Source organism: Paenibacillus haidiansis, assembly GCF_036553665.1.
GTDB lineage: Bacteria > Bacillota > Bacilli > Paenibacillales > Paenibacillaceae > Fontibacillus > Fontibacillus haidiansis.
This window is the reverse complement of record NZ_JAZHPZ010000004.1, coordinates 239,439-251,906: the sequence shown is the minus strand read 5'-3', so window position 1 is coordinate 251,906 and position 12,468 is coordinate 239,439. Positions and strand designations below refer to the sequence as shown.

General features: G+C 58.7%; 13 protein-coding genes. 11 read left to right on the top strand and 2 right to left on the bottom strand.

Translation table 11 applies throughout. From position 1 onward, the window contains the following. The first annotated feature begins 20 nt into the window (after nt 1-20). Nucleotides 21-1,541, top strand: coding sequence for a sensor domain-containing diguanylate cyclase (locus V3851_RS10775; RefSeq protein ID WP_331846534.1), 1,521 nt, complete (start codon nt 21-23; stop codon nt 1,539-1,541). Here the strand turns inward: V3851_RS10775 and V3851_RS10770 are convergent. After that, nucleotides 1,519-2,013, bottom strand: a complete 495-nt coding sequence (locus V3851_RS10770) for a CcdC family protein (protein WP_331846533.1) — start codon at nt 2,011-2,013, stop codon at nt 1,519-1,521. The genes V3851_RS10775 and V3851_RS10770 overlap by 23 nt on opposite strands. A 133-nt stretch (nt 2,014-2,146) precedes the next feature. On the opposite strand from V3851_RS10770, the gene V3851_RS10765 reads away from it, so the two are divergent. From V3851_RS10765 to V3851_RS10740, 6 genes are all read left to right on the top strand, one after another. Further along, nucleotides 2,147-2,671, top strand: coding sequence for an Rrf2 family transcriptional regulator (locus V3851_RS10765; RefSeq protein WP_331846532.1), 525 nt, complete (start codon nt 2,147-2,149; stop codon nt 2,669-2,671). After that, nucleotides 2,664-3,719, top strand: coding sequence for a lactonase family protein (locus V3851_RS10760; RefSeq protein WP_331846531.1), 1,056 nt, complete (start codon nt 2,664-2,666; stop codon nt 3,717-3,719). The genes V3851_RS10765 and V3851_RS10760 overlap by 8 nt, the downstream gene beginning before the upstream one ends. A gap of 686 nt (nt 3,720-4,405) precedes the next feature. Continuing rightward, nucleotides 4,406-5,461, top strand: a complete 1,056-nt coding sequence (locus V3851_RS10755) for a sulfate ABC transporter substrate-binding protein (RefSeq protein WP_331846530.1) — start codon at nt 4,406-4,408, stop codon at nt 5,459-5,461. Nucleotides 5,462-5,553: 92 nt separating this feature from the next. Next, nucleotides 5,554-6,384, top strand: a complete 831-nt coding sequence (gene cysT / locus V3851_RS10750; RefSeq protein ID WP_331846529.1) for a sulfate ABC transporter permease subunit CysT — start codon at nt 5,554-5,556, stop codon at nt 6,382-6,384. Between the two features lie 82 nt (nt 6,385-6,466). Next, a complete protein-coding gene (gene cysW, locus V3851_RS10745; RefSeq protein WP_331846705.1) occupies nt 6,467-7,315 on the top strand; it encodes a sulfate ABC transporter permease subunit CysW in 849 nt (282 codons plus the stop codon). A 38-nt stretch (nt 7,316-7,353) separates the two neighbouring features. Further along, entirely contained in the window at nt 7,354-7,569 is a 216-nt protein-coding gene (locus tag V3851_RS10740; RefSeq protein ID WP_331846528.1) for a YezD family protein, read from the top strand. An 89-nt stretch (nt 7,570-7,658) separates the two neighbouring features. Here V3851_RS10740 and V3851_RS10735 read toward each other — a convergent pair whose 3' ends face one another. Next, nucleotides 7,659-8,576 (bottom strand): hypothetical protein, encoded by a 918-nt coding sequence (locus tag V3851_RS10735; protein WP_331846527.1) that lies wholly within the window; start codon nt 8,574-8,576, stop codon nt 7,659-7,661. Nucleotides 8,577-8,691: 115 nt separating this feature from the next. Between V3851_RS10735 and V3851_RS10730 the strand changes: the two genes are divergently transcribed. From V3851_RS10730 to V3851_RS10715, 4 genes are all read left to right on the top strand, one after another. After that, nucleotides 8,692-9,399 carry a DUF421 domain-containing protein gene (locus V3851_RS10730; protein WP_331846526.1) on the top strand — a complete coding sequence of 236 codons (708 nt, stop codon included), beginning with the start codon at nt 8,692-8,694 and terminating at the stop codon, nt 9,397-9,399. A 14-nt stretch (nt 9,400-9,413) separates the two neighbouring features. Continuing rightward, nucleotides 9,414-9,833 (top strand): GNAT family N-acetyltransferase, encoded by a 420-nt coding sequence (locus tag V3851_RS10725; protein ID WP_331846525.1) that lies wholly within the window; start codon nt 9,414-9,416, stop codon nt 9,831-9,833. A 96-nt stretch (nt 9,834-9,929) separates the two neighbouring features. Continuing rightward, nucleotides 9,930-10,568, top strand: coding sequence for an NAD(P)-dependent oxidoreductase (locus tag V3851_RS10720; protein WP_331846524.1), 639 nt, complete (start codon nt 9,930-9,932; stop codon nt 10,566-10,568). A 35-nt stretch (nt 10,569-10,603) separates the two neighbouring features. Next, nucleotides 10,604-12,241, top strand: a complete 1,638-nt coding sequence (locus tag V3851_RS10715) for an NAD(P)H-hydrate dehydratase (RefSeq protein WP_331846523.1) — start codon at nt 10,604-10,606, stop codon at nt 12,239-12,241. The last annotated feature ends 227 nt before the right edge of the window (nt 12,242-12,468 follow it).

Here is a 12,468-nt window from a genome sequence, read left to right as displayed (position 1 = left end):
TCTACTATCTTGGAATTATTATGAACAACTTAGAATTTGCCGCCGACAGGCATTCCCATAGGCCAAGGCCTTTCAAGACGGGCTCCCATATTCTTGATATCCCGTCCAACCGCAATCAGAGGAGATTCGCCCTCCTGCTTGCGATAATCATCACCGTGGTTTCGCTGGCAGCCCTTCCCTTCGGAACGAAAATCCTTCCATCCTTCGGGCCTTTTTTGCCGATTTTTATCTCATGGTTCATTTTCGCCGATCTGTTGACCGCTTTTATCCTGTTTAATCAATATCGCGCTTCCGGGGTCCCGTCCCTGCTGGTCATGTCCTGCACTTATTTGTTTACGGGACTGATCACGGCGCTGCATATTTTAACCTTTCCGGGCGTGTTTTCGGAACAAGGGATGCTTGGCGCGAATCAACAGACCTCGGCCTGGCTTTGGGTATTTTGGCACAGCGGTTATCCTGCGGGAATAATATTCTATTTGATTGCAGCCGCCCGTTTTCCGCAGGCCCTGGTATCCAAGAGCAAAATATCCGCTTTGGCGGCGGTGGGATTGTCTTCGACTTTTCTGCTCGTCTTCTGCCTGTTCAAGCTGGCTACGGCGGAGCATAAGCTCCTTCCCGAAATGATCGATCTGAATGATTACCGGAACGCGGTCACTTGGGGTACCGGCCTCGCGGTGGCCGTCATAAATATGACGGCGCTGCTGATGATGGCGGTCCGTTTTCGGGGGAGAGACGTCCTGCATTTGTGGATTTCGATCGCGCTGGTCGCGCTGATGTTCGATATCGTGCTGACCTTGTTTGCGGGAGCGCGCTACAGCCTGGGCTGGTATTTGGCCAGGATCAATTCGGTCATTGCGGCTTCCGTCATGCTTTGCTCCGTCGTTAATGAAGTAAGCCGGCTATTTATCAAACTGGCCGATCAGCATCAGCAGCTGCTGGATTCGGGGAATAAGCTGCGGATCGCCAACGAGGAGCTTCTGCGTTTGTCGAGTCTGGACGGGCTGACGGAAATCCCGAACCGCAGGCGATTCGATGAAATCATCGGCTGGGAATTAGTCGTGCCGGAGGCAAGACGGACGCCGCTGTCGCTATTAATCCTGGATGTGGATTGCTTTAAAGCCTACAACGATCACTACGGACATTTGGGCGGGGATCATGTGCTGAAGACGGTGGCCAAAACGATTGTGGAGGAAATCAGGCCATACTTCGGGTTCGCCGCCAGATACGGGGGAGAGGAATTCGCCGTACTGCTGTCCGGGCTTGACGCCCGGGGTACATACGAGGTAGCGGAAAAAATCAGATCGGCCGTGGAAAATCTTGAGATCGCCCATGCCGGTTCCAAGGCCCTTCAATGGGTTACGGTCAGCGTGGGCGGGTACGCCGTTCCGCCGCTGCGGGAAATCGCCGAAGACGATTTGATCGCAATGGCGGACGAGTGTCTGTACGAAGCCAAGAACGGAGGACGCAACCGCAGCATAGTCAAAGGCTGGATCTTAGAGGATGCCGGAGAGCCAATCGTTATTCATCAGGGGGGCCGGTAACTCCGGTGATTGCGCGGTATTCTTTCAGCATAAACAATCTCCAGCGCAAAATCATGCCGTAGGCGAGCAGGAAAAAGACCGAGCCCGTCTGCAGCACGGAAATATACTGTTCCACAACCCCGTGCAGCGCCAATCTTAATATCAGCAGTCCGATTAAAATATAGGCGAAGCCGGGGGAACGCTTGGCAAATACCTCGCCGTCCGTCACTTCGAAATGCGTTGTCCGGATCAGGGGGTAGGAGAACAGCAGCCAGCCCACCGCAAAGGCGATCAGGGCCCAGGATATCGGGATGCGCATTTCCGGGGCGGCGAACATGGCAAAGCCTGTAGTCATGCCGAGCGGCGGAATGATGATTTTTTTGACGGTTACGGGCTTGCGGCTGGCTCTCAGCCGGATGAAGATCATCGACCCCGCGATCAGCGCGGCGCCGCCCGTAACGGCGATTTGGATATATAAAGGGTTAATATTCATAACCGATTCCTTTCGTGTTAAATAATCGCTTAGGCGAGAACATTATACCACAACGAAGCAATGCAAAAAATCAACCGCCCCCTGTTCACCCGAATTCGATTATGTTTCAATTAAGTCAGTGGAGGGGAAAAACATGAATAGCGAATTTACGATCGCCATCCATTGCATGCTGTTCCTTTACGCCCGGGGCGAAAAAAAGGCCAACAGCGACGAGATCGCCTGCAGTGTGTCGACCCATCCCGCGCGGGTCCGTAAAGTCCTCGGCTGTCTTGGCAAACGGGGCTTTGTGGCCACGAAAGAGGGGGCGAGGGGCGGTTACCAGTTAAATATTCCGCCGGAAAGCATCACGCTGGGGGAGCTGTACCGCATTTTCGCCCGCGGGTCGCTGCAGCCGGGCTGGTGTTCGGGAAGCGAGCAGTCGCCGTGTGCGGTCTCTTCCAATATCCATTCCGTGATGGAGCATGTTTTCGCCGGCGCAGAGCGGCGGCTTGAGACTTATTTCGATGAAATTACACTGTCCGATGTTCATCGTCTGTTGATGAAATACGATTGCGATAAGCAAGGATCCGGTAATGAGCCGACTTTTGACTCGCGGTGGGCGAGCCGGGCGATCGAACAGGCGATGAGGCAAGGAAAGGAGCGGCCAGAGAATGATTAATCGGATAAATGAAATCCTCTTTTATGTAGGCGCGTACGCCTTCGAGGAGGAGCCGGGAATCCGGCTTTGCGGTTTGAATCCGCAAAATGGGGAACTCCGCTTGATTCATGGCACGGCCGGAATCAAGAATCCGTCCTTTGTGATCCTGAACGCGGACGCTTCCCGGCTGTACGCCGTCAGCGAGCAGGAGCGGGGCGCCGTTGCCGGTTATGAGGTCGATCCCGGAGACGGCCGGCTGACCCCGCTGAATTCCGCGCCGACGGAGGGCGCGGACCCTTGCCACCTGGCCCTGTCCCCGGATGGCGGACTTTTGGCGGCCAACTATTCGAGCGGTCATATTAACCGTTTCGCGCTCGACGAGCGGGGAGCGATCGGCGGGATGACCGCTCTGGTGCAGCATGTCGGCCAAGGGTTCCGCCAGGACCGCCAGGAAGCGGCGCACGCACACAGCATCGTCCCGGATATGGACGGAAGCCGCGTTTACGTGTCCGATCTCGGCCTCGACCAGATCATGTCCTACCGCGTCGAGGACGGCAAGCTGACGACGCTGGGCGAAGTCAAGCTGCCGCCCGGAGCGGGGCCGCGGCATTTCGTCTTTCATCCGGACGGGGCGCATGCCTACGGCATCAACGAGCTGAACAACACCGTTACCGTGTATGCGTACAATCCGGTACAGGGAAATTTGGAGATTGTTCAGCAGGCGGCGACGCTGCCCGCGGACTTCGCCGGCGAGAATTATCCGGCTGATCTTCATCTCTCTGCGGACGGCCGGTATTTGTATGGCTCGAACCGGGGGCATAACAGCATCGTCCGGTTTGCCGTCGGGCAGGGCACGGGAATGCTTCGCGACCCCGAATGGACCGGGACCGGAGGCAATTGGCCGCGCAATTTCGCCGTCCTGGAGGACTATGTGATCGTGGCCAATCAATACAGCGACAATGTCGTCGTACTCCGCAGGGACGGCGGTACGGGAAGCCTGACCGAAACGGGGCGGTCGCTTGCGGTCAAGCAGCCGTCCTGCATCGAACCGGTCCGCCGGGCAAACTAAACAATAGCGCAAGTGCCGAGGTTGAATGGGTTTATTTCGCCTCGGACCTTGCGCTTTTTTGTTTAGGGACATGGATGACCGTTAGTTGAGGGAACGTCGCGATTATGGATTTTTAACGGACATGCATGGCCTTTAAAGGTTCGAATTCTCGTAGGAAGCATATTTCTTGGGCTCTAACGGACATAGGTGACCGTTGGGTGATGGGGAAATTGGTATAGTGGCGGCTAACGGTCATAAATGACCGTCACAAAGCTTGTCTATCATGATCCGCAATCGGAACCAAATCCAACCTGTTGAATAGGAATTGGGCCGGTTTGCACGGCGGTAACCATGCGGAAGCCGTTCCTCCCGTTCCTCCCGCGCTTTATGTACAAAACGGCGGAAAAAGCGGGAATGGACAAGGCTTTTTTAATGTCGGATTTTTCTCGAAAATAATCGCAAAAAAAGGTTTGACATCCAAACCCTAGGCGGATAAAATATCATCATAACATACTAAACAGGTAGGAATAATTTAAAATGGTTCTCGCCGTACGGACGGAGGAACGCTCTACTTGCCAAGGCAGACACGGGTAGCGGCTCGGTCTGACCGACCGGTACGGGGCGTTTCTCCGTTTTTTTCAGCAGAGCGGTTGGAAAATGTCCTGCCGGGAATGGTCAATTCAATGATGAGGACGGGGAGTGAAACGATGAACAGGAAGTTTAAAAAAGGGGTTCTAATCGGTTTGGCTGTGGCCATGACGGCCGTTCTGGCGGCCTGCGGCTCAAACGGCGATACGACCGACAGCGCCGCGGCAAACGGCGGAAAGAAAGAGAGCGTCGAACTGCTGAATGTATCCTACGATCCGACACGGGAATTATACGAGAAATATAACGAAGCGTTTGCGGCTTACTGGGAGAAGGAAAAGGGACAAAAGGTTACGATCAAACAATCTCACGGCGGCTCCGGCAAACAAAGCCGGGCGGTCATCGACGGTCTGGAAGCGGACGTGGTCACGCTCGCTTTAGGATATGACATCGATGCCATTCAGGAAACCGGATTGATCAACGAAGGCTGGCAGGAGAAATACGACCTGAACAGTTCTCCGTACACCTCGACGATCGTTTTCTTGGTCCGGAAGGGCAACCCGAAAGGAATCCAAGACTGGAACGACTTGATCAAGGACGGGGTAGAAGTAATCACGCCGAATCCGCAAACATCCGGCGGCGCCCGCTGGAATTATCTCGCGGCCTGGGCGTACGCCTTGCATCAAAATAATAACGACGAGGCGAAAGCCCAGGAGTTTGTGAAGGAGCTCTTCCAACATGTGCCCGTTCTGGACAGCGGGGCGCGCGGGGCGACGACGACCTTCGTCGAGCGTGGGCTTGGCGATGTGCTGCTGGCCTGGGAGAACGAGGCTTGGCTGTCCGTGAAGGAGCTTGGTCCGGACAAATTCGATATCGTCTATCCGTCGGAAAGCATTCTGGCCGAGCCGCCGGTCGCCGTCGTGGATAAGAACGTCGACAAACGCGGTACGCGGGAAGTCGCGGAAGCTTACCTGCAATACTTGTACTCCGAAGAAGGCCAGACGATCGCGGCCGAGAACTACTACCGCCCGACGCTGGACAGCGTGAAGGAGAAGTTCGCCGATCAATTCCCGGACATCAAGCTGTACACGATCGATGAAGTGTTCGGGGGCTGGGCCGAAGCGCAGCCGAAGCATTTCAACGACGGCGGGATTTTCAACCAAATTTATACGCCTTAATACCGACCGTAACAAACGGAGGTGCGTTTTCCGGAGGCGGAAGAGAACTGCTTCCGCCCCCGCCAGGCGCGACCGTGAAAGGATGAAGGTTCATGCAAACTGGCGCCACAAAGCGCGGGGTGCTGCCCGGGTTCGGGCTCACCATGGGGTATAGTGTGCTTTATCTAAGCCTGGTGGTGCTGATCCCGTTATCGGCGCTGCTGCTCAACTCTACGGGACTGACCTGGGAGAAATTTTGGGATGTGGCCACCGATCCGCGGGTACTGGCTTCTTACAGAGTCAGCCTCCTGACGGCGGCGGTCGCGGGGCTCATCGATATGGTGCTGGGACTGCTGCTTGCCTGGGTTCTGGTCCGATACGATTTTCCGGGGAAAAGATTGTTCGACGCCATGATCGACTTGCCGTTTGCGCTGCCGACGGCGGTCGCGGGGGTATCGCTGACCGCGATATACTCCCAGAACGGCTGGATCGGCTCACTGTTCGAGCCGCTGGGCATCCGCCTCGCTTTTTCCCCGATCGGCATTACGCTGGCCCTCATGTTTATAGGAATACCATTCGTCGTCCGGACGGTACAGCCGGTATTGCAGGATCTCGACGCGGAAGTGGAGGAAGCGGCGGCTACGCTGGGCGCGAGCCGGCTTCGCACCTTCCGCTCCGTGGTTCTGCCGGAGCTGCTGCCGCCGCTGTTGACGGGCTTCGCGCTCGCTTTCTCGCGCGGCATCGGAGAGTACGGGTCGGTCGTGTTCATTTCCGGCAATATGCCGATGAAGACCGAGATCGCCCCGCTCCTGATCATGTCGAAGCTGGAGCAGTTCGATTACGCCGGTGCGACGGCGGTCGCCTTGCTGCTGCTGCTGATTTCGTTCGTACTGATGCTGCTCATTAACACGCTGCAACGCAGGGTTCGCAAAACGGCGCGTTAATGCTGAAGGAGCGTTTCGTCACTAGTCACTATGAATGGTATTCCGAATAAAGAGGAGGGAGCATATGGCCGGTTCCGTACCTATGGCTTCTACAAAAACTCAGGCATCAAGACACCGGACGACGCGGTCGTCCGGGGCGATGAAATGGATTTTGATCGGCGCGGCCGTACTGGTGCTGCTGTGGCTGATCGTACTGCCGCTTGCCGTCGTATTGATCGAGTCGCTGAAGAAGGGCTTGGGCGTGTATATCGACGCGATTCGTGATCCCGACGCCTTGTCCGCCCTGCGGCTCACCCTGCTGGTTGCGGCGATCACGGTTCCGCTGAATACGATTTTCGGCGTCGCGGCGGCTTGGGCGATCACCAAGTTCAAATTCCGCGGCAAACAAATATTGGTGACGCTGATCGATCTGCCCTTCGCCGTATCGCCGGTGATCGGCGGGCTGATCTACGTGCTCGTGTACGGCGCTCACGGCTGGTTCGGGCCCTGGCTCGCCGAGCACGATCTTAAAGTGATCTTTGCGCTGCCGGGAATTATCCTGGCGACGCTGTTCGTGACTTTTCCTTTCGTGGCCAGGGAGCTGATTCCCTTGATGGAGGATCAGGGCCAGCAGGAGGAAGAAGCGGCGGTTACGCTGGGAGCGCGGGGTTTTCGGATTTTCTGGAAGGTCACGCTGCCGAATATCAAATGGGGGTTGTTGTACGGCATTATTTTGTGCAACGCGAGAGCGATGGGAGAGTTCGGAGCCGTCTCGGTCGTATCCGGGCATATCCGCGGGGAAACGAACACCCTGCCGCTGCATGTGGAAATTTTGTATAACGAATATCAATTTTCCGCATCGTTCGCCGTGGCTTCCCTGCTTCTGATGCTTGCGCTGGTCACTTTGCTGCTCAAGAGCTGGTTCACACGAAAGAGCAGTCACCATAGCTGACTTTATTACTACCTATAAAAAAACAGGAGGGCTGCATGATGGCTAAGCCGTTAAAGGTAGATGACGTTTGGCTGGAACGGATCGCAGGACTGTTGAATGAAATGGAGTTCGGATCGTTGAACATCGTCGTCCACGAAGGGCAGATTGTTCAGGTTGAGCGGACCGAGCGAAAACGGTATGAACTGGGTGCTGCAGGCGCGACGAGATCGGCCGGCATATCCCGCCATGCAGCCAAACCTTTGCGTAAATCCTAAGTCAGACAAGAGAAAGCCTCCAAACCGCGGAATAAGCGGCTTGGAGGCTTTCTTACGTTCTGGCGGGCTCGCGGTATAGTCCGATCTCGTTATTTTTCGGGGGGATTGGAATCCCCGGCCCCGGCGGCGGACCGCCGTTCGTTAGGCTCCTGTCCGAATCCGTCCTCTTCGGGATAATGTCCGGCGAACGGCCGCGATTTTCGCGGTTTGCCGCCGCTGAAGCGGAAGCCCAGCAAAAACAACAGCACCTGAATCACGAGGATGTACGGGGCAACCTCCGGGCCCAAAAGATGCAGCAAGAAGAGAGCGGCAATGAATACCGCCCAGCCTTTAAGAAGCTTGGAACCGGCGTTTGGCCGGTAGATCCCCATAAGCGCGGGATACAGCAGCAGCAGGGAAAGCAGCGCCGAAGCAAACCATGACCAGCTATTGACGAGTTCCTCGGCGCCGTATTCCGCAAGCGGCACATCTCCGTGCAGCGCGCGCAGCAGCCAGGCGATCAGATAGAGCAGCGCGGCCGCGAACAGAAACGGGATCGCGGGACGGATTCCCTTCCAGAGCGAGTATCCCCAGCCCGGACTCTCCGCCCGGCGCAGCAGCTTGTCCCGTTCCTTACACAATCGCTCGCTTTCGCGCTCCAGCGTTTTGAGCAGCAGCGGCAATCGGGCGGCGTCCAGATCTCCGGCGTAAGCGGCGATTTGCGCCAGCATATCTTCGGTGGCGTAAGATGCGGCCCGGCAGGCCAACAGCCGCGTAAGCAGCGCTTCCGCTTGTCCTGGCGACAGCTCTTGCCCCGCTCCGGCGCCGGCCGCCTGAATCAGCGGCGCCTGCGCCGCGGCGTATAATTCGAGGCTGCCGTTAAGCCGGTAAAGCCTGGAACGCTCCCTGCGCGCGATTCCCCATTCGGTCGCTCCATATAAGCCGAGGAAGAGCGCAAGCGCGAGCAAAGCCGATATGGAGACGGAATCATGCCGCTGCAGCCAGATCATCCATTCCGACAGTGACACCGAAATCACCCTTTCGATATTCCTTCCTCCACTATTGCACACGTGCAGGGCGCATTTCAAGCGATCCCGCCGAAAATGGGTAAATAAACGGCAGGATGCCAAGGGAGGGATGGCTATGGAGATCGGACAGATCGCTTTGAAATTGGTTATCGGCTTTTGCGGGTTATGGCTGCTCGCGCGATGGCTGGGAAAGAAAGAGATTTCCCAGCTTACCCCGTTTGACTTCGTGTCCTCGCTGATGTTGAGTGAACTTGTCGGCAATACGGTGTACCAGGGGGATGTAAAGTTCGTGCATTTGCTGTTCGCGCTTTTTTTATGGGGCGTGCTGTCGTATTTATTTGAAAAAGTCACACAGTATGCCCGGCGCGCCCGCGGCATTCTGGACGGGAAGCCGTCGATTCTGATCCGGGACGGAGAAGTCGATTTGCGGGAGCTGAAGCGGAACAGTCTGGACTTCGATCAGCTCAGGATGCTGCTGAGACAGCATGACGTATTCTTCATTCGCGAGGTGGCTTATGCTATATTTGAAGCTAACGGATCGCTGAGTGTGATGAAAAAACCGGCTGCGGAAACGGTGACCCGGCAGGACCTTGGCCTGCCTCCCCAAAAGGCGGGTTTATCTTATTGCCTGATCGAAGACGGAGAAATCCGCGGCGAGAATTTGAGCCTGATTGGGAAAGCGGAAGCCTGGCTTCGCGAAGAATTGTCCCGCATGGGCTGCGGTGCAACGGAAGAGGTGGCGTATGCGGAATGGAGCGAAGGCGAAGGGTTGTATATTTTAAAATACAAGCAAGGCTCCTTCCGGGGAACGCGGCGAACTTAAGAGGAGGAATTCAAATGGACGATAAGTTCGATTTCAAAGTCGTCAATAGTGCGCCGGCGGTGGCGGAATATCTTAATTTACGAGAACAGGCCGGGATGAGCCCGCGAAGCGAAGAAGGAGCGGCCCTCGGTCTGCGCAATTCGCTGTTTGCCGTATCCTTGTACCAGGATTCCGAACTCGTCGGCATGGGCCGGGTAGTCGGGGACGGAGGCTGCTTTATGCAGGTGGTCGATATCGCCGTCAGGCCCGATTTTCAGGGACGGGGACTTGGTACGGCCATCATGCGGGAAATCATGCGCTATTTGGAGGAGGAGACTCCGGCGAACGCTTATGTAAGCCTGATCGCGGATGTGCCCGCGGACAAGCTTTATGCAAAGTTCGGATTTGAATATACCGAGCCGCGCTCGCGCGGGATGTTTTTGCGGATGCCATAAGGCTCCGGACGTAGTAAACGCAAAACTGCGTTGAAAATGGCGCATACTAGTTGGATGAATATCATTTTGGAACCAAAAAAGGGGAGGCCTAACGTTATGAAAATCGTCATTTTCGGCAGTACGGGAATGATCGGCAAGGCGATCATGGAGGAAGCGCTGCGGCGGGGCCACGAGGTCACGGCTGTCGTGCGCGATATTAATAAGCTTAAAGATGCCGCTCAGCGCGACAAGCTGCATGTGCATACCGGCGATATTCTAATGCCGGAGTCCGTAGCCGATGCGGTGAAGGGGAGCGATGTGGCGATCAGCGCCTACGGGCCGCGCTTCGGCGCGGAGAACGAGCTGTCGGAGGCGACGCGCTCGCTGATCGAAGGCGTCCGCCGCGCCGGAGTACGGCGGCTGATCGCCGTCGGAGGAGCGGGCGGACTTGAGGCGGCTCCTGGCGTCAAGCTGTTTGAAACGCCCGAATTCCCCGAGGAATTCGTGACGCTGGCCCGGGCTCATGAAGACGCGCTGAACGTTTACCGCGACAGCGATATCATGTGGACGGTGCTCAGCCCGGCCGCGACGATCGAGCCGGGGAAACGGACGGGCGTGTTCCGCATCGGGATGAACCAGCTCGTGACGGATGAGCGCGATCAAAGCCGTATTTCAGTGGAGGATTATGCGGTGGCGATGCTGGACGAGGCGGAGGACCCGCAATTTATTCAGGCTCGGTTTACGGTAGCCTATTAGTTGCAGGGCTATTCAGGTCAAGGGGGAAACGCAGGATGAAATTCGTGACATCGGAACAAATGCGGGAAATCGACCGGTACACGATAGAGGAGCTGGGCATCCCGGCCATGGCGCTGATGGAAAATGCGGGCCGGGCGATCGCGGAGGAAGTGCTGCGCTTTTGCACGGCGCGGTCTTCGGCAAGCGCCGCCTCGCCGCAGCGGGGAACGGCGCCCGTGGAAGATCGGGCGGGAGGAGCGGACTTTGCCGGCGAACACTGGCTGATCCTCGTCGGTAAGGGCAACAACGGCGGGGACGGTCTCGTGTGCGCCCGCCATTTGGCGGACGCGGGGCTGGCGGTGAGCCTGCTGTACGCGGAGCCGCCGGAGACGCTGCGCGGCGAGGCGGCGGCCCAATACGCCATTGTGCAGGCGCTCGGCCTGCCGGGCGAGGTGTACGCGCCGGGGACCGGGCAAATTTCCGGTCCGCCGGCGGGCGGCGGTTTGGGGCGGACGCGGCCGTTCACCGGGCTCGTGGACGCGCTGCTCGGCACCGGCGCGAAGGGAGCGCCGCGCGGGGCTTACGCTTCCCTGATCCGGGAAGCGAACGAGAGCGGTCTGCCGGTCGTGGCGGCGGACATTCCGAGCGGGCTGGACGCCGATTCGGGCGCGGTCCACGACCCTTGCATCCGGGCCCGGGTTACGGTCAGCCTCGCCTTTTTGAAGGCGGGGCTGACACAGTATCCGGGAGCGGGGGAGGCAGGGGAGGTCACGGTGCGCTATATCGGCATCCCCCGCGCCCTGCCGCCGGGCATGAAGGCGGCGGGAACGATGCTCTCGGCGGAGACGCTGAAGGCGGAGCTCGGCGTCGACGCGGACCGGCCGCGCGAGCCGGACGGCCACAAGGGCACGTACGGGCACGTGCTGCTGGCCGCGGGCAGCCTGCCGATGAGCGGCGCCGGCCTGCTGGCCGCCAAAGCCGCGCTGCGCGCCGGCTGCGGCCTCGCCACCTGGGCGCTGCCGGCGGCGCTGCTGCCGCATGTGCTCGGGGCCGTGCCCGAGCTGATGCTGGCGCCGGCCGAGGACGGCGGGGCCGGCGCCTGGAACGAAGCCGCAGCGGGCGACGTGCTGCGGCTCCTGGCGGCGCGCGACGTGCTCGCCGTCGGCCCGGGGCTCGGCCGCTTCCCGGGCGAGGCGGCGTTCCTGCGCGCCTTGTGGGAGGGCGCCGCGCGTCCCCTGGTCGTGGACGCCGACGCCCTGAATATCCTCGCCGCGGCCGGAGGCCTCGCGGCGTGGCCGGGCCGGGAAGCGGCGACGGTACTGACGCCGCATCCCGGCGAGATGGCCCGCTTGACCGGCCTGTCCACGGCCGAGGTCCAGCGGGATCGGCTCGGCGTCGCCCGCCGCTTCGCCGAAGCGCACGGGGTGACGCTCGTCCTGAAGGGCGCGCGCACCGTAGTCGCGGCCCCGGACGGCCGCGTCTACGTCAACGTCACCGGCCATCCCGGGATGGCGACGGGCGGCTCCGGCGACGTCCTGACCGGCCTGATCGCCGGGCTGCTGGCCCAGGGCCTGGACGGCGTCCAGGCTGCCGCGCTCGGCGTGTACCTGCACGGTTTGGCGGGCGAACGCGCCGCCGCCGGCCGTGCGAACCCCGCCTCGCTGCTGGCCGGCGATATCATCGAGGCGCTGTAGGTGTTTGGTACTTTCCCCCACGTTGATTGGAATTTATCCAACGGGTAGATACCACGGTTACTTTTGGAGCTGAGGCGATTGGAAGAAATCCAATGAGACGAGGCACCTTTGGCGGAATTGAGCAACTTTCAGTGGGGATTTATTGGAAATCATCCAATCAGGCTTTAACTGTGAGCGGGGGCTCTTTTTACTGGGCGCCGGTTGCTGCCACCCAGCTGTTCTACTGC